This window comes from Verrucomicrobium sp. BvORR106 (assembly GCF_000739655.1).
Lineage (GTDB): Bacteria > Verrucomicrobiota > Verrucomicrobiia > Verrucomicrobiales > Verrucomicrobiaceae > Verrucomicrobium.
On sequence record NZ_BATR01000027.1, the window covers coordinates 28,735 to 52,454 of the forward strand.

19 protein-coding genes are annotated in these 23,720 nt (G+C 59.5%); 6 read left to right on the forward strand and 13 right to left on the reverse strand.

Translation table 11 applies throughout. The annotated features are described in order from the left end of the window. Positions 1-528: 528 nt before the first annotated feature. Positions 529-1,041, reverse strand: a complete 513-nt coding sequence (locus BV106_RS04690; RefSeq protein WP_051945073.1) for a TetR/AcrR family transcriptional regulator — start codon at positions 1,039-1,041, stop codon at positions 529-531. 145 nt (positions 1,042-1,186) lie between these two features. On the opposite strand from BV106_RS04690, the gene BV106_RS04695 reads away from it, so the two are divergent. The 4 genes from BV106_RS04695 (at position 1,187) to BV106_RS04710 (ending at position 4,961) form a co-directional block, all read left to right on the forward strand. Continuing rightward, entirely contained in the window at positions 1,187-1,630 is a 444-nt protein-coding gene (locus tag BV106_RS04695) for a DUF5069 domain-containing protein (protein ID WP_051945076.1), read from the forward strand. A 28-nt stretch (positions 1,631-1,658) separates the two neighbouring features. Then, positions 1,659-2,042 carry a DoxX family protein gene (locus BV106_RS04700; protein WP_038161250.1) on the forward strand — a complete coding sequence of 128 codons (384 nt, stop codon included), beginning with the start codon at positions 1,659-1,661 and terminating at the stop codon, positions 2,040-2,042. A gap of 406 nt (positions 2,043-2,448) precedes the next feature. After that, on the forward strand, positions 2,449-2,850 hold the full coding sequence (locus BV106_RS04705) for a VOC family protein (RefSeq protein WP_038161253.1): 402 nt from the start codon (positions 2,449-2,451) through the stop codon (positions 2,848-2,850). A gap of 1,004 nt (positions 2,851-3,854) precedes the next feature. Beyond that, positions 3,855-4,961, forward strand: coding sequence for a hypothetical protein (locus BV106_RS04710; protein WP_265595342.1), 1,107 nt, complete (start codon positions 3,855-3,857; stop codon positions 4,959-4,961). 513 nt (positions 4,962-5,474) lie between these two features. On the opposite strand, the gene BV106_RS04715 is transcribed toward BV106_RS04710, so the two are convergent. The 11 genes from BV106_RS04715 to nhaA form a co-directional block, all read right to left on the reverse strand. Further along, positions 5,475-6,743: a hypothetical protein gene (locus BV106_RS04715; RefSeq protein ID WP_038161261.1), complete on the reverse strand. Its 1,269-nt coding sequence runs from the start codon at positions 6,741-6,743 to the stop codon at positions 5,475-5,477. 87 nt (positions 6,744-6,830) lie between these two features. Then, complete coding sequence (locus tag BV106_RS04720; RefSeq protein ID WP_038161264.1) at positions 6,831-8,120, reverse strand: hypothetical protein; 1,290 nt, start codon at positions 8,118-8,120, stop codon at positions 6,831-6,833. Positions 8,121-8,244: 124 nt separating this feature from the next. Continuing rightward, positions 8,245-9,627: a DUF1552 domain-containing protein gene (locus BV106_RS04725; RefSeq protein ID WP_038161267.1), complete on the reverse strand. Its 1,383-nt coding sequence runs from the start codon at positions 9,625-9,627 to the stop codon at positions 8,245-8,247. A gap of 154 nt (positions 9,628-9,781) precedes the next feature. Continuing rightward, entirely contained in the window at positions 9,782-10,285 is a 504-nt protein-coding gene (locus BV106_RS35040) for a four helix bundle protein (protein WP_265595343.1), read from the reverse strand. A gap of 49 nt (positions 10,286-10,334) precedes the next feature. Further along, positions 10,335-12,785: a DUF1592 domain-containing protein gene (locus tag BV106_RS04735; RefSeq protein ID WP_038161271.1), complete on the reverse strand. Its 2,451-nt coding sequence runs from the start codon at positions 12,783-12,785 to the stop codon at positions 10,335-10,337. Between the two features lie 384 nt (positions 12,786-13,169). After that, complete coding sequence (locus BV106_RS04740) at positions 13,170-13,586, reverse strand: hypothetical protein (protein ID WP_265595344.1); 417 nt, start codon at positions 13,584-13,586, stop codon at positions 13,170-13,172. A 158-nt stretch (positions 13,587-13,744) separates the two neighbouring features. After that, the gene (locus BV106_RS04745) at positions 13,745-14,695 is read right to left on the reverse strand and encodes a hypothetical protein (RefSeq protein WP_038161277.1); all 951 of its coding nucleotides are present in this window, start codon (positions 14,693-14,695) and stop codon (positions 13,745-13,747) included. A gap of 9 nt (positions 14,696-14,704) precedes the next feature. Next, positions 14,705-15,169, reverse strand: coding sequence for a type III secretion system chaperone (locus BV106_RS04750; protein ID WP_038161280.1), 465 nt, complete (start codon positions 15,167-15,169; stop codon positions 14,705-14,707). Positions 15,170-15,200: 31 nt separating this feature from the next. Continuing rightward, the gene (locus tag BV106_RS35045) at positions 15,201-15,752 is read right to left on the reverse strand and encodes a GNAT family N-acetyltransferase (protein WP_051945082.1); all 552 of its coding nucleotides are present in this window, start codon (positions 15,750-15,752) and stop codon (positions 15,201-15,203) included. Positions 15,753-15,923: 171 nt separating this feature from the next. Continuing rightward, positions 15,924-16,826, reverse strand: coding sequence for a universal stress protein (locus BV106_RS04760; RefSeq protein ID WP_265595345.1), 903 nt, complete (start codon positions 16,824-16,826; stop codon positions 15,924-15,926). A gap of 113 nt (positions 16,827-16,939) precedes the next feature. Further along, positions 16,940-18,802, reverse strand: a complete 1,863-nt coding sequence (gene nhaA, locus BV106_RS04765) for a Na+/H+ antiporter NhaA (protein WP_038161286.1) — start codon at positions 18,800-18,802, stop codon at positions 16,940-16,942. Between the two features lie 745 nt (positions 18,803-19,547). On the opposite strand from nhaA, the gene BV106_RS04775 reads away from it, so the two are divergent. Continuing rightward, positions 19,548-20,453 (forward strand): LysR family transcriptional regulator, encoded by a 906-nt coding sequence (locus tag BV106_RS04775; protein WP_038161292.1) that lies wholly within the window; start codon positions 19,548-19,550, stop codon positions 20,451-20,453. A 447-nt stretch (positions 20,454-20,900) separates the two neighbouring features. Further along, positions 20,901-22,673 (forward strand): hypothetical protein, encoded by a 1,773-nt coding sequence (locus tag BV106_RS04780; protein ID WP_265595346.1) that lies wholly within the window; start codon positions 20,901-20,903, stop codon positions 22,671-22,673. Positions 22,674-22,765: 92 nt separating this feature from the next. On the opposite strand, the gene BV106_RS04785 is transcribed toward BV106_RS04780, so the two are convergent. Continuing rightward, positions 22,766-23,122 (reverse strand): VOC family protein, encoded by a 357-nt coding sequence (locus BV106_RS04785; protein WP_265595347.1) that lies wholly within the window; start codon positions 23,120-23,122, stop codon positions 22,766-22,768. Between the last annotated feature and the right edge of the window lie 598 nt (positions 23,123-23,720).

Consider the following 23,720-nt stretch of genomic DNA (forward strand, 5'->3'; position numbering starts at 1 on the left):
CTCGGGGTTTTGAGGTAAAAACGGGGAAGTATATTGCTGCGACTGCGATGCTTGCGGGAAAAACGGATGCTGCACTCCTCCAGGGTGGAGAGCTAGCTTCTCCCGCCCGGCCACCAGAGAGATGGCCATCGGGAGGTCAAAGCCGGGCCCCTCCTTCCGGAGATCTGCCGGCGCGAGGTTGAAGGTGAGGTATCCGCTGGTAGGCATGTAAATGCCGCTCGTGCTCACCGCCGCCATCACGCGCTCCCGCGACTCTTTCACCGCCGTGTCCGGCAGACCCACCACCGTCATGCGAAACTGGTTCCCGTCTGCCTCGTGACATTCGATTTCCACTTCTACGGCGTTCACGCCGAGCAGGGTGGCAGAGTAGGTTTTTGCCATCATGCAGTGGGCACGACTAGCATGTGGCCGCCCCCTTTGCAGGGAATATCTTGGAAGCGAACCTGTGGCAGTGACTCCCGGACCACGTGTACGGCATCGGTATCCCTTCCGCAGCACGTGAGCATCCGGCCTGCTCGCGGCCTGGCGTCAGTCTCCCGCCTCGAGTGCTGTCAGAATGGTCGGCAACACCGCGTCGGCCAGCTCCTCTGATGACATCTTCTTCTCCCGGACACCCTGAATGGCCGCCCCTGTGATCGCCCAGCTCACCATCGTTGCCTTGAGCCCCGGGTTCTTCGCACCGTGGGTTTCGAGACCGCGGAGAATGGATTCGCGGAGGATCGTCCTCACGCAGGATTCCGCGATGGGTTCGAACTGACGCCTGTGCTTGTCGCATCCCGTCGAAAGATCCGTGAGGAAATCGCAAGCGGCGAGAATCAGCGACCTCAGACTCTTGTCACAGGTCGGCACCTCGCTCCCCATCCGCGCCTCAATGGCCATGCCAAACCGCTCCCCAATCATCGCCTCAAGCAGAGCAAACTTGTCGGGGAAATGATCGTAAAACGTCGCCCGATTCAGCGTGGACCTCTCGGCGATGTCCTGAACGGAAATCTGATCAAATCCTTTCTCCCCCAGCAGCTCCTGGAACGCCTGGAAGAGCATGCGCCGCGTTCTGCGAACACGGGGATCAAGTTTGGGGCACGGGGAGGACACCCCGTAAAATAGCATTTGACTATAAAAACGTCTAGTGATGTAATAACAACATCTGTCGTTTAAGCGACTAGTGACGAGAATACACCCTGAGAATATGAAAAACACCATCGACCTGAACAAGGAAGCCCCTCGCAGCCCCCGCCACCGCCTGGGCGGTTACTCACTGATGGCCCGCATGATCGACAAAGGCCAGGCATCGCTCGAAAACAAGACCGGCGAGTATCACTATGCCTGTCCCCTCGATCAGGCACTTTTCGGCTTCAAGGCTGTGAATGCAGACGATGTCCTCGCCCAGCTTCGCTCCGGTGCGACCGACGAGGAAGTGGTCGCATGGTTTGGAAGCCACGGAGACACCAAAACCGCTGAAGAAGTCTCCAGCTGGTCCGACCAGGTGGACAACTGGACCATGTACGGCGATCCGGAAAAGGGTGAATGGTTTGCCGGAGAATGCACCCGACTGGGGCTCGACCCCGCGACCACCACGCTGGCGGAATTTCTGGAGGCGGACGACGCCGCGACTTTCCCAGTCGCCGCCTGAACTCCCTGAACCACGAGTGAACTCACCCATGAAAATCGCCCTCTGGATTGTCCAAATTCTCCTGGCGCTGGCCTTCGGTGCCTCCGGGTTCATGAAAGTCTTCGCCTTCGATCAGTTTGTCGCATCCGCGCCTGATCTGGCGAATCAGCAGGGCCTCTTTGCCTTCATTGGCATTGCGGAGCTCGTCGGAGCGGTCGGGTTGATTTTGCCCGCGCTGACCGGGGTGCTGCCGGTCCTTACAACCTGGGCGGCGGTTGGACTGGGTACCATCATGGTCCTGGGTACGGGTTTGCACATTATGAAAGGAGAGTGGTCGCACGTACCAGTCACAGTCATCCTTCTGGCACTGAATGTCTTCGTCGTCTGGGGCCGTGGATTCGGCTCCCAACGCAAATCCACAGCGAGGGTGTAGCTTGGAAAATTCAGAGGCGAATCGCGAGAGGCGACTTGGAGAAGTCGCACTCTCGCCGTCTCGATCAAAGCTGCTCCGACCTGAGAGTTCACCGCCATAGATGGCGGTTGGGCGTGCGGTGAGAGTTCGCCTCCGGCACGTGATGGGATAGAACCTCCTCCGATCCCTTCGGGTTCACCAGCGTTCACGCCATTTTCAAGATCCGCTCATGGACGGGGCAAGGGCACGAGACTGGTGGCTTCGGAGAGCGCTTTCTGCGTTCTTGATTGCGGGAACCAGGGCGAAAGCGAAAAAAGTTGTCCGTATTGTCCTGGCTCTTTGGGGACGTTCGTCATGCTTTTGACGGGCTGCTTCGGCAGTCCCGCTCAAGCAACTTCCGACTCCAAATTCCAAACCCAACCTTCTCATGAGCCGACAGATCTTCATCTCCCTGCCTGTGGCCGACCTGCCCAAGTCCATTGCTTTCTACAAGACGCTGGGCTTCGACCACAACGCCCAATTCACCGATGACACCGCTGCCTGCATCGTCATCAGTGAGGCCATTCACGTCATGCTGCTGACTCATGCGAAGTTCACCAGCTTCACCCCGAAGTCGATCTGCGACACCAAGACAAGCACCGAGGTGCTGCTCTCCCTCAACTGTGAAAGCCGCGAGGAAGTGGACGGACTGGTGGCCAAGGCCTTGAGCGCCGGCGGCTCGACCCAGGGCAAGCCCGAGGATGACGAGTTCATGTATCAACACGATTTCTCCGATCCCGATGGGCATCAGTGGGGCGTGTTTAGTATGAAGGGCATGCCTCCGCAGTAGTTGCGTTGCGGGCGTATCACGGGCGTTGGCGAGGAGGCGAAGCTTGCAGACGCTTCAGTTAGTGCCTGCCAAGGAACCTGAAGGTATGAGCTGGAGGTGTTGATGGCGGTGGGGACGAAGCGGATGCGGTCGGCTTCCCCACCTGATTATCTCCTGCGGCGGTACCCAAGGTTGACTCGCTTAGGCTCGTCCAACCTTGGGCTGTGCTACAGATCCCATACTGGGATCAACTTCGGTCTGAAGCGGGCACCTCAAGGTGGTTCCTCGCCTTCCACGCGCTCCCTCGAAGTTTTTTCCTCGAAGAGGACAGGGCTACAAGCCCAACGTTGACGAGCTTCCAGCGAGTCTACGTTGGGTATGGGTGTTCGAAATTGCTACTCTAGAGGAGTTGTGGCGGTCTGAATGCCTTTCGCATCCTGGGTTCCTTCGCAGGCACTTGCTTCCCCGTATGCGACGTCTTGACCATGGAGCTTACCGTGTGCCCAAGAGGTGCTGCACGGCCGCAAGGGTAACTAGTGTCAATCATCCCTGTGCGGACCATGCGGCCATCTCTCGTGCCCCTACAGGGCACAACTCCTGTATGACTCCCTCTTGGCCATTCGGGAGGGCACTCACTTATCGCAAAGGCAACATGCTGGCTTTTTGCGTATAGATTGTTTATATAGACCGGCTATGCTTCTGCGGCTGACATGCACATGCCACAACCAACCGCGTATCCGGATATCAGGCACCCAGCATACCAACCAATGCCAGACTCCCGCTCAACGCCTCCGTTGCCCGTTTCACCCAATTTCCCGAGCACAGAGGATTTGTGCCCTGAGCTACGGTGGGATGACTTCGAGAGGCGCATTGGACACTACGAATTTTCGCAGGAAAAGTTCAGCGAGGCAGGGCAAAGGCTGCTTGACTGGATCGGATCGATCCATCGGTGCGGGTACACGCGGGAGAAGTGTTTGCGGGAGTTGATGGCAAACTATCAACCAGGAGATGAGAACCGGATTCTCTTGCGCCTTTCGGACTGGGTCAAAGTCATTCAGCAACTCGCGAGAACGTGGACTGTTAAGAACTTCAGACTGCTTCCGCTGGAAGCCATTCACGCCAATGAGCGCCTGCTTCTCTATCTCTCATGCAAGGAGCGGTTGCAGGACGATCCTGGCCTGAAAGAAATCAAGCGGGACCTCATTGAGAGGACCTCCTCGATAGACCGCGATCAGCTCTTCGGCTTCTCCAGGCGTTTTAGAAAGTTCCTGTATTCCCTTTCCCTTGCAGGAAAGGGAGACCTCAGACGATGGATGCTTGATGACGTCGAGCCTTCCAATCGACTTCACCTCTTGAAGGAGATCGCATTCTCCAACCTGACGGAGGAAGAGATTGAAAAGCTGGGATCGGACAAGTCCGTTTTCGTGCGGCGCCGCTTTTTTCATACACAGCTTGAGGCAGGGATCACCCCTTCCAAGTCGCAGCTTCTCTCGTTGGCTCTTCATCCCAACCGGAGCCTGCGGGAATTGGGGCAATTTTACCTCAGCCGTATCTACTCGGAAGATGCCTACACCATTTACCGATCCAGTGATGGAGCGCAGTTCTACTACATCGCTGACTATGGCCGGAAAGAAGACGCGCCGTACTTCATGGAAGGTCTCCGGACAGGCTCAAAGTCCACCCGTTACAACTGTCTCCGGGCTCTGGCTTTGCATGCCCCAGAGCGCCTTGCAGAGTTAGACTTGGGAGCTCTGATTCGCCAAGATCGAAAGTCTCGCGCCGTCCTTCTCCCCGTCATTCCCCGGCTGCTGTCATTGGATGCAATCCTTGCGTTGCGCCCAGCGTTTGAGCAAAGCTCACCCTCCGGCATCCTTAGCTTCCTGCACTTGCTAGAGAAGAAGTCATTCTGGACATTCGTCGATACGGGGCTCGATGTACTGCTCTCAGATGCACCTCCGAGGTCGCACGAGCCGATCATCCAGGCGATTCATCAACGAGTGTCAATCAATGAGGTTCTCCCCCCAATTCTACGACAGAGCATTTCTGAGAAGATCGGCAGAATGCGGAGCACCTCCGGGCATCGGCATGAGCAGACGATCCACGTGCTCGAACTCATGATGAAAGCAGCATAACAAGATATGCCTCGGAGGGTGGACCAGGGACTCCCTAACTCACAGAGACCGGCAAACTGGGAAAGCGTATGGCAGTATGCTCGCAGTCCCTGGCGGTCGGCTTCACTCTCGTTTTGTTGAGTGACTAAGAACCTGGATTCAAGAACGCGGAGGCGCCAAGGCTTCACTCAATTGATGTTCGGGCCTGAAAGGCCCCAAAGAGCCCAGCCCAGGGGCGGAGGCCACGAAGTGGACAAAGACCCTGGGTCCAGACATCCCGTTTGTATTGCGGCCTGGAGGGTCGCGCGAGAGGTGCGCGTGCTGGCGATGGTCGTTTTGTCGTAGGGCTCCCACCGTAGGATCATCTGGCCTGCGCATGCGCGTAAGGAGATAAGAGTCTGATGCCGATTCAAGGTCTTGACGCCAAAGGATGCAGGGGGCGTTGACCTCGTCGCCATATCCTCTTCGAGGAAGAACTTCGACTGAGCAACTGAACGGCGTTAGTTCCTGCAACTCCCCAATTCGAACCCCTTCCTAATACTTCGGAAAAATATCGGGCGTCGGGAACCGATCTTCGTGGCTGAAGTTCCCGCTGTTGAGGTATTCCTCCCGCGGCATGTGGACATCTGGCCAGGCTGCGGGGCGAATCTTGACAACCCGCGTAGGGCGGAGGCCTTCGGTGATGAGGTCGGTCTCAAAGCGAATCTGGATGCCGCTGCTGCCCAGAAGAGGCTCGCCGGGCATCTTCGTGACATCGAGGATTTTGCCTCGTGCAGCCATCTGCGCGGGTCCGGCGGTGCCGCCTTCGGTGTGCTTCAACGTGTTCTCCACCCCATTCATCACTGCGGCGATACCAGTCTTGAATTCCGCGTAGAGAGACTCATCCATGCCGCCGAACAAGGTCGCGGTAACGGTGGCGCGGCCGAACTTGCCGTACTCCACTGCATCCACCCAGGCCGGCATCCAACGGGTGCGAATGAAAGCCTTGTGCGTCTCGGTCTGGACATGAGCGGCGCGTTGCATCGCGGCGGCGTCCAGCCAGATGTCGGAGATGTGGAAGCGGGTGAACACGCCGCCCAGCGTGGGTTTCCAGGTGATCCCCAACAGGACGGCTTGGTCATTGAGAGACTTCTTGCCGTTGGCGGGCCACGTCCCCTCAGTGATCAAATCGTCGAGCGTAAGGCATTCCCGACCACGCCAGATGCGGGTGGCGGCATCGAAGGTCAGCGTTTCCTCACTGGCCTTGGTTTCGCCGCCTGCGCCTGCCTTCGGTTCGCGACGGGCGATGAGCGTCCCTTCGTTGTTCTTGAGCTCCAGTTCCTTCAGCTTCCAGACCAAGCCCTCGCGTTGGCAGTGGCTGGGCTCATCTTCGAGAAGGAGGACGTGGTTCTCGGCAGGGGCACTCCCGGCATCACCGTAGCCTGAGGTTTTCTCCTTGTTGTTGACCGGCAGAACCGGCACCGCGGAAAGCTTCGGGTCCGGCGGGAGAAAGGCATGGACGTGCAGCACGGTGCCGAGCGGAATGTCCCGCAGATCTGCTGGTGCGCCGTGATAGCGCACCATGCCGTAAGGGAGCATCGCAAAAGGATGCGGATTATTCCGGCGAAACACAGCCGTCCCTTCCACACGAATGCTACCCCGCCGATTCGCATGATCCACAAACACCAACTCACCCCGATAAGAGTGCGCTTTCTCGAGAGGAGGAAACTTCCCCGCTTCAGGCCGGAACGGCTCGTCTGCGGCAAGTGCGGTGGTGGTGAGCACGCACGAGAGAGTGGCGAGCAGGGTGATGGCGAGTTTCATGCGGGAAACGGAGCAATGGAGTGCTGGAGTATTGGAGTGCTGGGGTTCCAATACTCCACCGCTCCATTACTCCAGCACTCCAGGAGGTCAGTACTTGGGAAAGAAGTCCGGGGTCGGGAAGCGGTCTTCGGCGTTAGAGCCATCTCCCACGTATTCCTCCCGAGGCACTTGCACCTGGGGCCAGCCTGAAGGCCGGATGCGAACGACTCTCCCGGAGCGGATGCCTTCGATGACGAGGTCGGTCTCAAACTGGACCTGGATGCCGCTGCTACCCACAGGGACCTCGCCAGGCGTCTTCGTGACGTTGAGGATGGGGCCCTTGGAAGCCATGTGTGCCGGGCCGTAAGCACCGCCGGCATGCTTCAGGGTATTCTCGGCTCCGTTCACCAGCACCTGGCCACCCTTCTGGAAATCGGCGTAAAGAGATTCGTCCATGCCGCCGAACAAGGTCGCGGTCACGGTGGCGCGGCCGAACTTGCCATACTCGACCGTATCCACCCAGGCAGGCATCCAGCGACTGCGAATGAAAGCCTTGTGCGTCTCGGTTTGATTCTGAGCCGCACGTTGCATCGAGGCGTCATCCAGCCAGATGTCCGAGATGTGGAAGCGGGTGAAGATACCATCGGGCGTGGGCTTCCAGGTGATCCCGAGCAGGACGGCCTGGCCATCGAGTGATTTCTTGCCGCTGGCAGGCCAGAGGCCCTCCGTGACCAAGTCGGCAATCGCGAGGGATTCGCGACCCCGCCAGACGCGCGTGGCGGCGTCGAAGGTCAGCTTTTCTTCCTGGGCTTTGCCACCCGCAACAGGTCCCGCCTTCGGCTCGCGACTGGCGATGATCATCCCCTCATTATTTTTAAGCTCGAGTTCCTTGAGCTTCCAGACCAGTCCTTCGCGCTGGCAGTGGCTCGGCTCATCTTCCAGGAGGAGGACGTGGTTCTCGGCCGGTGCCACGCCGGTGCCGCTGTAGCCCGCGATCTTATCCTTGTTATTAACCGGCAACACCGGCACGGCAGAGAGTTTCGGGTCCGGCGGCAGGAAAGCCCGAACGTGCATCACGGTGCCAAGTGGGATGTCCCTCAGATCCGCCGGGGCATTGTGATAACGAACGACGGCGTAAGGGAGCAGGGCAAAGGGTTGCGGGGCATTGCGGAAATAAGTGCCGCCCTCACCCTGCACGCGGAGGCTGCCGCGGCGGTTGACATGATCCACAAATACGAGTTCACCACGGTAGGTGTGAGCCTTCTCGAGAGGGGGGAACTTCCCCGCCTCCGGACGAAACGGCTCGTCTGCGGCTGCGGTGGCGGCAGCGGCGTTTGCGAAGGAGGAGGAAAGGGAGAGGCCGAGGCACAGGGCCAGGAGCCAGGGGGCTCGGTTCATGGAGAAGAGGGGGAGTATGTTGGAGAAATGGAGTGTTGGAGTATTGGAATGATGAAATGGCGGAGCTCTGGAGTGATTTCCTCTACTCCATCACTCCAATAATCCACCACTCCCTGATGCCGCCTTAGATCGCGATCACCTTGTTGCTGTCGCCAAACTTGTCGGTCTCCACACCCATGCGCTGGGCCATGAGGAGGAGCAGGTTGCTCATGTGGGCGTCGCTGTTCACGGGGCGGCTGCAGACTTGATAGTGCGCGGTGGTAAGCCCGCCGTCTGCACCGAGCGAGTAGCCTTGGAAGTTGGGCGCTGCTGCGTTGAAGTCCAGATGCTGGCCGTGCTTCAAGCCCAGATCCGAGCCGCCGGCGAACACCAGCGGGAGGTTGGCGTTGCCGTGGCTGTGGCCGTAAGACATGCCACTGCCGAAGAGGGACATGGTGGAGCCGAGCAACGACTTGCCATTCAGATCCTTGGTCTCCTCAAGCCGGGAGAGGAAATAGCTGTACTGCTCGATGGCGAAGGTGTCGTAGTTGGTGAGCTTCTCCATGTAGCCCTGATCGCCGCCGTGGTGGCTGAGCTGGTGGCGCGACTCCGTAATCCCGATTTCAGGAATGGAGATGGCCTGGCCCTCGCCACCGAGGCTGAAGGTCGCCACGCGGGTCACATCCGTCTGGAACGCGAGCACCATGAGGTCATAGACCGTCCGGAAATAGTCCCCCGCCTTGGTGTCGGCGATGTCGCGGTTCGTGCGCTGGCGATCGGTGTCAGAGATGGTGGGCAGTGGCGTATCCAGCCAGGCATCAGCCCGCCGCGTGCGGATCTCTGCTTCGCGGACGGACGTGAGGTATTGATCCATGCGCCCTTTGTCCTGGGAGCCCATTTTCTTCTCCATCCGGCGCACCTCGGCGAGGTTGTCATCCAGGACGCTGCCCTTGCGACGCAAGGCCCGCCGCTGGGCGGCGATGCCACCCTTTGGCTCCTCGAACATGGAGGCAAAGATCTCACTGCAACGACGCATGGCCGGCAGCCGGACTCCGTCCGCCGTCCAGGCGAGGGATTCCTGCGTGATCGCCACTTCAAGCGAAGGGTAGCGGGTGTGCTGTGCCGTGATCTCCGCCATCTTCTGGTCCACCGAGATGGTGTTCTTGTCAGAGGGGCCCAGCTTGCCACCTGTCAGCCAGATGTTGATGCAGTTGTGGTGATGACTGAGGCTGCCCGGGTGGTGCAGGCCGCTGATGGGCGTGATGGACTGGCGATGCTTCTCCAACGGCATGAGCGACCGGGAGAATTGGTAGTCTTTCCCTCCCTTGGTGATCTGGTAGTTCAGCGAGTGAACCCCGTTCGCCAGATAGATGAAAGCGCTGCGCCGCGGTGTGGCAGTGACAGCCTCCGCTGCTGCTGCCTGACGTGGAACCATGCACTCCAGCAGCGGCAAGGAAATAAAAGAGCCCAATGCCTTAAGGGCATGGCGCCGGTCGATCAGCCAGGATTGGGACAAGTAGTTGCTCATGGGACGGAGGGGTGGAATGGCGGGGAAATGGAGGTGGAGAGGTGGAATACTGGAGTGAAGGAGTAATGGAATGTTGGAGGATGCGGTATTGGAGACGTGCGACGAGGGAGAGGTGGAGCGATGCATTTCATCAATCCAACACTCCACTACTCCATCACTCCTCCGCCATCACTCCTTCCCTCTCGAGAAGTAGCTCAAGGTCGTGGGTGACGTCGGGATCTGCGTTATACTCAACAAGGCCTTCGCGGACGACGAGTGTCTCGGTCCAATCGTTGGCATCGCGCTTCAGTTCAAGAGCCCCGACAAGCTTCAGAAGGCGATTCTCCAGCCGGAAAATCAGGGTGTCGAGTTGTTCAAAAGTAGAGCGCTCGATCTGACCATTGCGTGAGTAGGCGATGAAGCCCGAAAGAGTTTCACCAAGTGATCCTAGAGCAATGTTGAGATGCTGAAGGTACTCACGCACGGTGCGGCGGCAGTAACCTTCGGCGATATTGCGATGAATGGAATCACTGGAAGCGAGCGACTGTGAGGCGAGCTTCTTTAGCTCAAAAGGCCACCCGCGAACAGCGCCGTAAGCGAGCCCATATAGCTCGATAGCATCCTGCCAGACCAGCAACTGCTGGTGTCCACGATTCTTGTTTCGTCTGGTGGTGCTCATGTTCATTCAAAACTCCATCACTCCATCACTCCAATACTCCACTACTCCATCATCTCTTCCGCATGAGGTTGGACAGAGCCACGGCGCGGACGATGTCCTTCACCCCGTAGTTGTTCTTCTTCGCTTCTGCTGCAATGGCCGCGATGTCGTCCTCGTCATCCACGGTGAGCACGCGGCGCAGGCCGTAGGTGCTGAGGTGTTCGATGAAGGCTTGCACGAACTTGTCGCGGTCCTCGATCAAGAGGCGCTTGAAGTCGTTGGCGTCCTTGAAGGCTCGTCCGTCAGGCATCTCGCCACTGGGATTGACCAAGGGGTTCTTGCCGACTCCGGCCGCGACATTCTCATGCGTGCGCCACTGGCCGATGGCATCATAGTTGTCCCAGGCAAGGCCGAGGGGATCGATCTTTGCGTGGCAGGCCGCGCAGTTCACGTTGTCACGATGCGCCTCCAGTTTGTCCCGGAGGGTCGCCTTGGGGCTTTGGGGCGGGTTGGGCTCGATGGCGGGAACGTTGGCCGGAGGCGGTGGGGGCGTCTTGGCGAAAATCACCTCGCTGAGCCAGACACCGCGGTGCACCGGACGCTGGCGCGTGCCGTCGGAGGTGAGGCCGAGCGTCGCCCCCATGGTGAGCAGTCCGCCACGGCGGTCTTCGGGCTTGAGCGACACGCGCTGGAAGCCGTCCGTCTTGGGCTCGGGCAGTCCGTAGAAATCGCAAAGCCGGGAGTTGGCCATGGTCCAGTTGGAATCGAGGAAACTCTCCATGGGCAGGTTCTTCACGAGCACTTCACGGAAGAACTCCACCGGCTCCTCCCGCATGCTCGTCTCCAGCCACAGGTCATAGGCGGGGTAGAGCTTCTTGTCCGGCGGGAACATGCCCACGCGGTGCAGTTGCAACCACTGCCGGGAGAAGTCATCGACGAAGCGGTTGATCCGGCTGTCTGTCAAAATCCGGTCCACTTGCTTCTTCAGCCCCTCACCGCTCAGAGTGCCCCCTTTGGCTGCGCTGAAAAGAGCGTCATCGGGCATCGAACTCCAAAGGAAATACGAAAGCCGCGAGGCAAGCTCGAGGTCGGTGAGACGCTCGCGGGCCTGCGGCTCGCCTTCGACGAGATAGAGGAAATTACGAGAGGTCAGCACGCCCTGCATCGCCACCCGGTAGGCTTCGGCGGGCTTTTCACCTGCCTCGCGTTCGGTGCGGTAGGACTTCAGATACTGCTCCAGCTCCTCCTGGTTGACGGAGCGGCGCCAAGCGCGTTCGGCGAAGCGTTGCAGATGCTCTGCAACTACCTCGGGCGTGGCGTCATCGGCAGGCACCAGACCCGCGCGGCGGGACTTTTCCGCTGCCGTCTCCAGCGGTCCTTCCCATTCGATCCAATCGAGAAGCACCGTCGAGAAGAGACCGTTCCCCTTGTCATCGAACATCTGCGGGGCGTTCGGGTTCAGGAGCAGGGTCTCGCTGCTGTGCGTGAAAACATAGCCGCCCCGGCTGGAGAGCGCGTTGCGGAAGGCCGCGCCGCTCCTGCGGTCCACCACATCCGTGGCCACGACGCAGAAGTCCAGCGTCGCGGGCATCTCAAGAAACACCTCGAACTCGTACACCTGGGGTTTGTCCTCCGGGGCCGTGATGTCCAGGTCGATGAGGCTGTCCACCGTCTCCTCCCCGGTGCGCTTGCCGATGCTCAGGTGAGCGGGCTGGCCGCCGGGCGGACGAACACCGCTGGCCTGGATGCGGACCTTGTAGAGCCCGCTGGACTCCGGCCCTGGTTTCCCAAACCAGTTGGGTGAAAGCGCGTTCTGAACGGTGCCTGGAAAGAGGAGGTAACGCAGCGGACGCTTGATGCCGAACCGGTCCAGGGCCGCCTGCTGTTCCTTCCCGCCGTTGTAGCGCAGATCCGCCGCAGTCTTCCGGATTTTGCGAGCCTCAGCACCCGAAGCGACGGGGAAGGCGCGGTCGAGCACCGTGCCGGCGGCCCGGTAATAGCGATCCACATGCGACGGCGAAAGCGAAAGCTCCGAGCCGATGCGCTCAAATCCATGCCACAGCGTGTCTTCGTTCAGCTCCCCGGGCTTGGCGGGATCGTACCGCACGCCGAGCAGGTCATAGACTGTGTTTTGATACTCCTTCCGGCTCAGGCGGTAGTGCGTCACCGCTGGTCGGGCCGCCATCCGGGCCGCCCGACCTTCCTTGATCAGCGCGTCGAGCTGCGTGACGAAGGCCGAGATCTCCTCCTGGGTGGGTTTCTTCTCCTTCTTCGGGGGCATCTCGCCGGAATTGACCTGTTCGATCATCTCCGCCCAATGATGGGCATCCGCCCCCACCTTGAAATCGCGGGAGAGCTTGTCGATCCGCAGGTCCCCCTTCTCCTTCTCCGGGCCGTGGCAGCTGATGCAGTGTTTCTCCAGGAAAACGTCAGTCGGCCCGGCGGCGCGGACGGCACCGGCAGAGCCGAGTCCAAGGCTGGCGACCAAGATGGCGGGGAGGCTGGGAGCGAAACGGGTCATGGAAGTGTGACCATTACGTAGCCCGCACCGCCTTCATGCGCGAACCCCGAGAACTCGGGGGTCGGGATGGCGGCGGCAGGGAATTTCAGCGACGGTTCACCCTGGGATCTCTTTCACCCCGTCGGCAGGTTCCTGGCGGCTATCCATCGATAGCCTGTCTTCCTTGAAATCCTCCATTCAATTGCAGATGCCCGGATGCCGTATAGAGGAGGGGCTAGGCGTTCACCCGTTCGAACAATCGGAAGGCAAGTTCTCGCTGTGGAATTGATTCCGCCAGACGCTTGATCTTGGAGCCCGTTTGTCGCAAGCAGTACGCCCGTGCGGGCTGCTGTGGGACCACCCTGCTTATAGGCTGTTAGCGGCAACTTTGCCCCGCTGGGGTTCTCAGTAAAAATAAGGTTTTGCGATGGTCTGGAATTCAACCACCTCAGGCGGGTTGACATCATTTCCACGGAAAAGGTGCAATTGGATGTAACTCCCTTGCCCAATTTCGAATTGGAGGCTGCGAGACACAGTTTTTCCGTCTGACAACTGAACATCGATTTTCACTGTGCCTGAATCTTCAGTGCATCGGAAGTCCAAAAATTTGGCGAGACCAGAGCTCGGATCGGTTGAGATTTTCTCGCTACACAAGATCTTGCCATCAACTCGAAGTGTGACGTCATCTTCTTGATATCCTCCCGCTAGGTAGAATGAAACCTGCTCACCCGCCAGCTTTGACTTTTTGCCACTACAGGCAAGCCCGAATGTGGTGCAGAGCAACACACAAGTGACAAGAGTGATTGTTGGTTTCAATTCCACTAGCCTCCCGTTCCATTCTTAGTGAAGAGACTTCGAACCTTGAAAAGGTCATCTTGATACAAGTCGGAAGGATCCGAGTGTATCTTTCCGCTCACCATCTACCTGTCATAACGCTAACGGACAGGCTATGGCAAAGAGAGGGCATTGCACCTGAGCTTCTACTGCTTCTCCGGGGCGATGATGATGTGGGTGCGGCTACCTTCGACCATGTCGATGACGCCCTGCGGGCCGACATTGGCGAGGGAGTTGAGGTGACTGAAGAGGTCCTTGGTGTGGCCCCGCCATTGCTCGCTGGTCGAGGTGCCGTGCCCTTCCAATTGGAAAAAGGTGTCGCCGTTGGGGGTCTTGCCAGTCAGGAGGTGGCCGAAACCGTTGCCACCCGAGGGGCCGCCGACGTCACTGGTGGGCATGTCGATCCCGTATTGTTCACGTTTCACCGCGGTCTTGTCCGTCATGCTCGTGTAGTGCGAGGACTTGCCAGTGGCGGAGCGGTCGATCTTGTCTGGATTCTCTTTGAACTTGTCCAGCGTCTCGCTCCCGGGGACCACCACATGGGCACCATGCAGCACGGCGGCCCGAAACTCGTCCTGGTTCATCGGTCTGTATTTGGGCTCGCCATTTCCGTCAACGCCATCGCGACAGTAGGCGCGGGGGCCCAGGTCATCGATGGTCTTGAGGATTTCTTTGTGGGGCTGACTGACTTTGTCGCTGCTCTGGGCGATGGCGAACATGCTGCTGAGGCTGTCCACCCGCGACTTGTCGGAGAGGACTTTGGCCGGATTGGATTCTTGAGGGGCAAGCGTGTTGTAAACAGCTTTACCTGTCTTCACGGCGGCCAAGGCTCCCATCTCGGGGCCCAAGACAGGACTCACCGTGGTGGCGACACCGTAGGAGACGCCCGCCGTGACCGCCCAGCGCCCGAGGGCCATGAAACCGCTCACGACCTGCTTGGCGCTGGGCATCCAACTGGTGCTGCCACTGCCCCCTTCTGGGTTGACCATGGCCCCGGAAAACTTTGGGGAGGTGGTGCGCTCCGGGGTGCTGCCGACGGATACATCCCCTCCCACACCCGTCAGCGGGCTCGTCGAGCTGATATTGCTACCGATCATAGTGTTACCTCAGACTAAGGATGACAGGTCCGCCAGATCGGTGTCGGTGCTCCCATCTGCGCCGTTCAGGCGCCCCGTAGCAGCCACCTCTCGCGCTTTGAAAATCAGATCGACCAAGCTCTCAAGCTCCTCCGTCAGCCAGTCAGCCGTCAGGTGCGCAGTCGGGAAGCTCTTGAACACGATGATGCTGCCAGTCTCACGTTTCGCGGCGAAGGAGGCTCCGTCAGTCGCGGTGCCGAGAGCATGCAGTCGGAGCAGGTTCTCCAGCACCGTCGCTTCCACCTCCGGGTCGGGCCAGGGCATGAACTCGTTCCAGAGGCAAACACGCTTCCCCTCATTGACGACATCGATGCGGATGACGGTGTTGTCCTGCAACGTGATCGAGAGGCTTTCCGTCTCGGAGTTGGGCGGTTGCAGGCCCAGATGGGAGAGGGCCTGGGAAACAATGGATATAGCGTCCTGATTGGTGGTCATAGTCTTTTCCCTGAACGCCTTTATCTGGATCTCACGTCTGACTGTCAAGACTTTTGGCTGTTCCAGCATTATTTGCATTAAACTCCATTCGGAGCAGGCTCATCAAAATGGAATTGATGCGCTCGCCGCGAAAGATGAAATCCTGCCGCAGCACGCCCTCGATGCGAAAGCCCGCCCGCGTGTATAGCAAAGCCGCCCGCGTGTTTCGTTCGTGCACGGTCAGCCAGATTCGCTCGAGCCCATGCGTGGAAAAACCCTGCTCCAGCGCCAGCCGGATGGCGTGGGACGCGACGCCCTGGCCACGAGCCGAGGCTTCACCGAGGTAGATGGAGAGCCGGGCCGATTGAAGAAAAGTGTCGATGCAATCGAGCATGACGTTTCCAACATGGGCAGCGCGATGATGAATGGCCCAGGCATGGGTCTCCTGCCCCAGGCTGGCTTTTTCGATCCACTGCTGAATCGATGACAAGGTCGGCCGCAAGCGCATGCCGAAGTTGTCTGCGACTTCCGGGTCCAAAAGCCAGCGCATCATGCGTTCGGCGTCGTCGGGAGCGACTGGGCGGAGCTGGCAGTTGTCAGGCATTGGATGGCTGGGTGGGGACGGGATCCATACGGGCCATCACAGTACATTGGCAAGCCCTCCGATCAAAGAAAGGAGCTCCGCAGGAAGCCTGTCAACCGCCTGAAAAAGGGACGGATGAACTCAGCACGCTGCTCAAGACATCCCAGTGGCATGAAGAAGATGGCAAAGGCTCTACTCATCCGGAGACGTTGCTCCCGGTCGATGGGCCCGAACAAGTAGAACGTCGCTCGGCACCGAGTCAACGATGCGCGGCGTGTTGCCGCCCATGAGCAGATGAAAGAGAAATCCTCTTCCATAGGCCCCGATGACAGTGAGGTCTGCATGCTGTTCTTCGACATAGCGGCGGAGCATCAAGCCGGGAGGACCATGCTCGATCATCGTCCTGATGCCCTCGCGAACTTGTGCTGGCAATGCCGCATCTCTCAGGAATTCAGTGATCGTGGCCCGTTCCATCGCCGCAAATTCCTGGCTTAGCGTGGTGTCTGACAAAAGAGCACGGTAGGGCATTTCAAATGCATGCATCAGTGCAAACCGGCTGCCAGCAAAAGAACCCGCCGCGCATTCAAGCCCATACCGTGACTCCTCCGTGAAGTCAGTTCCCACAAGGATGTGCCGGTAAGGGCCGTTGGGTCTGTTCTTCACCACGAGGACGGACATGGGCGATTTCCGAACTAGATGTTCTACGGTGCTCCCGAGAGGCATCCGTCCCGAGATGTCTTCCTGAGCCATCCCCAGGACCATCATCTCACAGCCTTCTCTGGCTGCCGTATCGAGGATCACGCGGGCAGGGTCCCCCTCCCCGATCAGAATCTTCAGATGGTCGACCTCCTCCCGGAGGTCCCGCCTGATTTGTTTTTGAATGTTCATCTCAGGGACGGGAGACCGACGCCACGATGGAAGGGGGTTGGCGAGATCAGAAAGGCTTTCCAGCTTCCGGTCGATCGCGTGGACGATCACCAGTTCCGCCCCCCACTGCCGGGAGAGCTGGGCCGCCCGGTCCAGAGCGCGGTCGCCACGTGCGCTCAGGTCCGTGGCCAGCAGTATCCTTTTTGGTGGGCGGCTGATTGGGTTCATGTTCGTCATGTTTGTTTTGTTGGTAATGATTCGATGTGGGGTTCAGGGTAGAACTTGCTGAGATCCATGCAGGCTCGCAGGGCCCATGCCCTCGTTAAGGAGATGCGCACAGGTCAGCTGGGGCAGCTCTCTGAGATCCTGTCATTCGCATCTCCCAGCTCGCGTCTCGGCCAAAGGATGACCGTGCCCAGAACCCCGGCGATGAGCGACGCGGTGAAGATCGCGATCTTTGCAGCAGCAAAGTCCGCAGGTGCCGGGAAAGCTTCACCCGCGATGAACAGGGACATGGTGAAGCCGATCCCCGCCAGCGCGCCAGCACCCGCAAGCTGACGCCAGCCATACTCTGGCGGCTTGGTTGCAATTCGCAGGCGGACCGCCAGCCAGGCAGCAAGCACGATGCCGAGCGGCTTTCCGACGACGAGACCAAGCGTGATGGCAAGCATCAGTCCTCCATGTGACTGGAAGACATCCCAGGCTAGAACCACCCCTGCGTTAGCGAGGGCAAAAAGCGGCAGCACAAGATAGCTGGACCAGGGCTCCACCGAACGGAGGAGCTTGTCTGTAGGCGACTCCGTTCGGTCATGGATGGCATCCAGTTCCCGCAACGCTGGTTCAGAAAGTCCATGCCTCATCATCGCCCCGCCATTGCGGCGGGTCTCGGCCCGGATGATGGCCTCGGCCTGGGCCATCAACACATTCAACTTTGCAGGAGGCCGGGCCGGAGTGACCAGCGCGAGGATCACCCCTGCAAGCGTGGCGTGGAGGCCGGACTCATGCAGACAGATCCACAGAATGATGCCCAACAACAGGTAGGGCAACGGGCGATAGATGCCCCACCGGTTCATCCCGATCAAAAGCAGCGTCATCGCCACCGAGGCAATCAAGTAGTTCAGATACAGCGCTTCTGTGTAGAAAACCGCGATGATGGCGATGGCAACCAGGTCATCGATGATGACGGCAGCCGTCAGGAACACGCGCAACTCGACCGGCACCCGCGTTCCGAGCAGCACAATGACTGCCACGGCAAACGCCGTGTCCGTTGCGATAGGCACTGCCCATCCCCGGGCGAGCGGGCCCGATGGCGCGATACAAAGATAGATCAGGACCGGCACAATAATACCGCCAAAGGCAGCGATGACAGGCAATGCACCGGATCGCAATGTCGCGAGGCGTCCTATGGTGAACTCCCTCTTGATTTCCAGCCCAACGACGAAAAAGAAGATGGCGAGAAGCCCATCATTGATCCAGCCCAGCAGCGGGAGACTCAGCGCAGCTTCACCGATGCGGACGCCGCCCATCACACCCCACAGCGAGGCGAAGGACCCGCCAAACACCGAGTTCGCCAGGATCACCGCGAGCACCGACATGAAAAGAAGCAGCATGCCCGCCGAGGGTGCCCACCGCGCAAAGTTCAGCGCAGCGGTCTGCACCCGGTGCCCAAGCGTGCCCAGCATCGCATCTGCCAGGGCATTCTCATCCCAGGGGCCTTCATAGCGTCGCCCGTTGATGAAGAAGGTGGGCGTCATGACCACTCCGCTGCGGTGCGCGCTTTCCACATCCTCCTGCACTCTCGCTTTTGCGGCATCACACACGGAGGCGCGATCTGCGTCATCAAGCGAAAGCTGGAACTCGCCGGCGAACCGTTCAAGATCTTCAGACTTGAACGATTGGCCGCCTTTCATAAGAGCGTCATGGACAGGCCAGAACTCGCCATTCAAAAGAAAGGCATGCTCCGCCAGCTCTGCGGCCCGCCTTGCCAGACCGCTGTCCCCTGCCGGCCGATGTCGATAGACATAGCGCAACCTTTCCCCGAATCGGTCCCGGAGGTCTGCCACGACCTCGTGCGCGGCGTGACAGGAGGGTCGCGTGTAGTTCCCATATTCCACCAGCGTCAACTCGGCGTCAGGATCCCCGAGGATATGGTCACGCTGGGGGTCCACCGGACGGTCGAGTTTGGTCGGTCTTATATGGGCCATAGTGGACTGGGAATCGGGGATAGTTGGAATGTGACGCCCGGCATGGCATTCGTGCGGATGCCATGCCGGGTCCGTTAAGAGGGGTTTGCCCCCCAGGAAAGCCCACGCCGCTTTCTTTTTCAGCGCAGCGGGGCGGCTCTGCGCCGTTGCGTGGCGCAAACCATAAGTATCTCATCGAACCCCATGTGGGTTGTTGACGCGTTTGATACGCCGGAAACGGGAGTTCAACTCATCTCACCCTCCCGCGAACGGGAAGGATCCGGGCCCGGACGTGCCGGGTCTTGCGCCTCCTTGAGCGGCGCGCGAGCTTCCTGGTCATCAACCCTATGGCCGTGTACATGTCCGCATGAGTCGCCGCGGCATGGAGGTCCCGCCCCGGCAATGCGAGGCGCAGGCTGGCTGAAAAGCGCCTTCCCTCCGCAGTGCCATGGTGCCTCCGTAGCACGACGTGGGCCGCCAGAGCATCGTTCGCGTAGTGGGATAATTTTTCGACACTCTCCCGGACGCAGGCATTCAAAGTTGGCGTGAGGGTGAGATGGTGCGGCATGATGTGTACAGGGATGGAGGTGCGGGTGTTCATCTTCATAGGTGTAGAATTCCGGCTCGTTGGTCTCAGACCTATCAGGACCAACCTGTGGTCACACGGTCTGCTTCTCATCGGCATCCCACCCTACCCGCCGGGACAATGCGCCACAATGACTGCATTCTTATGCAACCGATAACAAAAAGTTATCGTTGAAATGATATGGACCAGCTCAACTTCCACCACTTGCGCTACTTCTGGGCGGTTGCCAGAAAGGGTGGCGTTCGCAAGGCAGCAGAAGCATTGAACGTTTCCCAACCGGCCATCAGTGCGCAGCTCCGCAGCCTGGAAGAATCGCTCGGCGAGAAACTCTTCAAGCGAAAGGGACGGGGAATTGCCCTGACCGACGCCGGACGCTTGGCGCTGGGCTATGCGGATGAGATATTTGCTGCAGGGCGGGAACTGGTGACCTCCTTCAAGCACCTCCCGGGAGCCCAGAAGGTTCTGAAATTCAACGTCGGCATGACAGACGCCCTTTCCAAGCAGATCGCTTTCGAGTTACTCAAGCCCGCCTTCCAGTTCCGCATTCCTACGCACATCGTCTGTCGGCAGGGGGAACTCGCCCCGCTCGTTCATCAGCTTCGCACCCACCGCCTCGACATTGTCCTGTCTGATGAACCGGCCTCGAGCAGTCTCAAGATGAAAGTGTACAACCACCGCCTGGGCCGCTCAGGCGTTACTTTCTGCGCAGCGCCTCCTCTTGCGACAAAGCTCCGCCGAAACTTCCCACGGTGCCTTCACAACGCGCCCGCCTTGCTTCCGAGTGAAAACATGGGCAGCCGGATCGCGCTCGAGACGTGGTTTGACTCAGAATCCATCCGGCCCAGGGTCGTGGCAGAATTCGAAGATGCCACACTCATGATGGTGGCAGCCTCACAAGGGGAGTGGGGATTCACCGCGATCCCTACCGCCGTCAGTGCTGCGACTCTCAAACACTACGGGCTCAAGGTCATTGCCAGGGTGGACGGGTGCGGCAGCGACTACTATGCCATCACGACAGAGCGACGGGTCAAGCATCCCGTGGCGGCGGCTATTACAGGAAACAACCATGCGGAGTTTTTTTCGTAGTGGGCGAAAGCGAAGTCCTTCGGCATCCAGCCGCGGAAAAGTCATCGACGCCGACTCCGGCAGAAATTGCCAGCCTGCACTTTTCCGGCCGCGTGATAAAACGCGCTTTCACACGCACCACCGTTCCCGCCACCGTACGCACCTGCCAACGCTGCACCAGTATCGAGAGCACCAGCGTTGCCAACGTTCAAATGAAGCCCCCGCCAAAAACAGTCCGTAGGCCGGCGGCAAAAGGGCAAATGGCAGGCCGCGTGTGGGCAACTCTCTGTTAGAAGACAGGCGACCACAGGAGGGGTTATCTAAGGCGTACTTGTCTAGCCTCATGTCGTCACAAGAGCACCAATCAAAAGTTGCAGTGCGAGGACTGACTCCTAGCAAGGTTCCCGAGCCGTTGTGTGGGGAAAATTGACAACACGGAGGGGCCGAGGCCAAGCTGTGAGCTTACACATGGCTACCCCCCTTCCTCACTACCACGAGTCGATTCAACCCATCCTGCACCGCCTGCCTCAAGCCAGTGCTTTAATCGGGCGTCAGGGGGAATTGCAGAAGGCCCTTTCCTCTCGCCAGCCGGGTGCTCCCATCTATGTCCACGGTGAGGACGGCATCGGCAAGACGACCTTCGCCATTGCCTTAGCCCACGAGCTTAAGGAAACCTTTTCCGGCGCGCAGCTCTACTACGACTTCCGGAGTGCTGCCTGCCACATCCTTCCCGGCACCCCGGGCGAGGTCATGCGCGATGTCATTCTCACCTTGCAGCCGACTTTTGGAGCGCCGGAAGAGATGGACCTGCCGGATGAATACCTACAGTCGATCGAAGAAACTGGCAGCGTGCTCATCGTGCTGGACAACGTGACCAGCACCGAGCAGGTGGAGGCGCTCGCCGTACCGGAGGATTGCCAGCTCATTGTGGTCTCCACAAAGAGCCTGGAAGCCGAAGACGGCTGCACCATCGCACTTGCACCGTTGCAGACCAGCGATGCCTCAACCCTGCTTGCCACGAGTCTTCCCGAAGCTGAGAAGAAGGCCGCGCTAGATCTTTGTGCTGGGTCGCCGCTGGCTCTCAAGCTCTGGGGTGGCACGCTCATCAAGGCTACAGGCGACTCCCCGACACCAGTGTCAGCGTCAGTGGTGGTGCAGCAGGCCATCCTCACCCCGGGTCTCTCCCCAGTGCACTCCATCATTGGCGCGTGCATCGACCTGCTGCCTGGGGAATTGCGACACTTCTGCACGTTGCTGGGGCTTTTCCCTGCAGACTTTGATGCACGTGCGGTACAGGCCATTCTCCCGCAGGAGGGGCTGGGCGCCACGACCCTGCTGGAGTCCCTGACCGCAAGAGGGCTGCTGGACCAAGGTGAAGCTGAACGCGAGCGCGGCGGCCGCTACCAGATGCACGAAGCGGTGCGAGCCGTCTGCCAGGCCAGACTCTCCGCCGAACAGCAGGCCTCCTTCCATGTGGCGCATGCGAAGCACCTCATCCAGCTCGCGAAGGAGATGGCGAGTATAGCCGCGCAGCAACACTTCTGGGATGCCCTTGCCATCTTCGCCCGGGAGCGGCTGCACTTTGACACCGCCTTCGCCTGGCTCGACCCGCTGCCCAACGAGGATGCCTCGCTGGATGATGAGGATGAAGAAGACGACGGCGGCGATGAGGAAGCTGATGCCACGAACGCCCCTGTGCGCTCCGGCATCGACAGCAAGAACGTGGTTTCCCCAGAGGTGCGCGCCGCGCTCATGGTGGAGTTGGTCGATTCCCTGCCGATGGAGCTGGTTGGTTCCTGGTACTTTGTGCTGGAGCGGCTGTTCACCTGGCTGCTGACCCAGCGGGAGTGCGCGGAGTTGATCGAGAACGACCTCGGTGCTGCAGGTGCGAATCTGCTCATCGGTCGCTCCTACTTGCGCATGGGCCAGACCATCCCAGCCACAGGCTATCTCCGGCAGGCGCTGCCCGTCTTCAAGGAGCAGGGTGACCGGGAGCGTACGGCCCGCACCTTGGGAAATCTGGGTTTTGCCTTGCTCGCGGGGAACATGGGCGACGAGTACGTGGAGTCCGCTGTGCAGTGCCTGGAAGAGAAGCTGGTGATGTCTCGCGAAGATGGGGACAAGAAGGCCATGCTCGAAGACCTGGGCCAGCTCGCCAAGGCTCTGCAGACGCTGGGGCGTGACGAACGTGCAGAGGAGCTGTCGCGAGAACGTGAAGCGCTCAGCGCCGAGCTCGCGTGAGCAGTTCACTGGGGTGTCAGGGGCCAGTCCGCGTTTTGAAACATTTCACATGTACTTCCCCTCCTCCACTCAACTCCAGCCGGGGGTCGTGGCTAGGCGACTTCAGTTTGGTAAAACTGAAAGCAGACGCCTGATGGCGCGATGAGATGAAACTCGCGCCTCCCCCACGGCTTGAGTTCGAGTGGACCGACCTTGGCTGGAAGCGCGCGATACTCGCTGTAGAGCGCCTCAAGGTCGGAGACGCCGATGCTGAAACTCGCATTGTCCGCCCATGTCTTATTATCGTTCTCAACAAGGTTGAGGGTGACGCTGTCTCGCTCGATGCCAGCCATGCCCCCGCCCTCCCAGGTCATGGAGAAACCCATGTGCTCCGTGTAAAAGCTGAGCGCCGCGACCAAGCTGTCCCCGGTGGGAACCAATGGAGTGATGGAGCTAAAGGAGGCTTTCATGAACGTGGCTTGGAAGGTGTGGTTCACCGGCTGAAGTGTCGGCAAACACTCCTGTAGCCTTACAAAAGTGTCGGTTTTTAGTCCATCTCGTTCGGGCGAACGCCGCAGATGGTTCGTCCAAGGAGCCGAAGCATGGACTTTGAAGAACTCCGCGGCGCTACAGGGCTCGGGGGTGATGGCTTCCTCTCCTTTAATAGAGAGCACCGCCTCGCGCAGCGCAGTTGACGCCGGGCAGGGAGGCGGAAGCGGGCGGCGATCCCGGGTGGGGCGGGTGGGGATGGGGCGCGTCACAGGCTGAGGAGAAGCCAAATGACTGCAAGGATGAACACTGCCGCCCTTCCCTATGCTGGGCGTGAGGGTCGAGGAAGCCTTCTTTTTCCGAAATGGGGGGTCAGAGGCCCCGCTCCTGTGAAAGAAGGCTCATGAAAAAGCGCACCAAATGCACAACAGGCGTAACACTTCGCAAAAAACAGACATTGCATTCGGGTGGACGGCTCCGGAGCCAACGACAGGAAAAAGTGGCCTTTTATTAATATTCGCAATTTTTTGCGATCACAATCGTCCTAACCCATGAGCCACGCGTTATGAAGATTCCAGC

Coding starts and splice junctions, on each gene's coding strand:
- BV106_RS04720 (WP_038161264.1), bottom strand. CDS start 8,120: ATGAACCGAGCCCCCTGGCTCCTGGCCCTGTGCCTCGGCCTCTCCCTT.
- BV106_RS04700 (WP_038161250.1), top strand. CDS start 1,659: ATGAAAATCGCCCTCTGGATTGTCCAAATTCTCCTGGCGCTGGCCTTC.
- BV106_RS04785 (WP_265595347.1), bottom strand. CDS start 23,122: ATGAAAGCCTCCTTTAGCTCCATCACTCCATTGGTTCCCACCGGGGAC.
- BV106_RS04705 (WP_038161253.1), top strand. CDS start 2,449: ATGAGCCGACAGATCTTCATCTCCCTGCCTGTGGCCGACCTGCCCAAG.
- BV106_RS35045 (WP_051945082.1), bottom strand. CDS start 15,752: ATGCCTGACAACTGCCAGCTCCGCCCAGTCGCTCCCGACGACGCCGAA.
- BV106_RS04745 (WP_038161277.1), bottom strand. CDS start 14,695: ATGATCGGTAGCAATATCAGCTCGACGAGCCCGCTGACGGGTGTGGGA.
- BV106_RS04690 (WP_051945073.1), bottom strand. CDS start 1,041: ATGCTCTTCCAGGCGTTCCAGGAGCTGCTGGGGGAGAAAGGATTTGAT.
- BV106_RS04760 (WP_265595345.1), bottom strand. CDS start 16,826: ATGAACCCAATCAGCCGCCCACCAAAAAGGATACTGCTGGCCACGGAC.
- BV106_RS04735 (WP_038161271.1), bottom strand. CDS start 12,785: ATGACCCGTTTCGCTCCCAGCCTCCCCGCCATCTTGGTCGCCAGCCTT.
- BV106_RS04715 (WP_038161261.1), bottom strand. CDS start 6,743: ATGAAACTCGCCATCACCCTGCTCGCCACTCTCTCGTGCGTGCTCACC.
- BV106_RS04750 (WP_038161280.1), bottom strand. CDS start 15,169: ATGACCACCAATCAGGACGCTATATCCATTGTTTCCCAGGCCCTCTCC.
- nhaA (WP_038161286.1), bottom strand. CDS start 18,802: ATGGCCCATATAAGACCGACCAAACTCGACCGTCCGGTGGACCCCCAG.
- BV106_RS04725 (WP_038161267.1), bottom strand. CDS start 9,627: ATGAGCAACTACTTGTCCCAATCCTGGCTGATCGACCGGCGCCATGCC.
- BV106_RS04695 (WP_051945076.1), top strand. CDS start 1,187: ATGAAAAACACCATCGACCTGAACAAGGAAGCCCCTCGCAGCCCCCGC.
- BV106_RS35040 (WP_265595343.1), bottom strand. CDS start 10,285: ATGAGCACCACCAGACGAAACAAGAATCGTGGACACCAGCAGTTGCTG.
- BV106_RS04780 (WP_265595346.1), top strand. CDS start 20,901: ATGGCTACCCCCCTTCCTCACTACCACGAGTCGATTCAACCCATCCTG.
- BV106_RS04775 (WP_038161292.1), top strand. CDS start 19,548: ATGGACCAGCTCAACTTCCACCACTTGCGCTACTTCTGGGCGGTTGCC.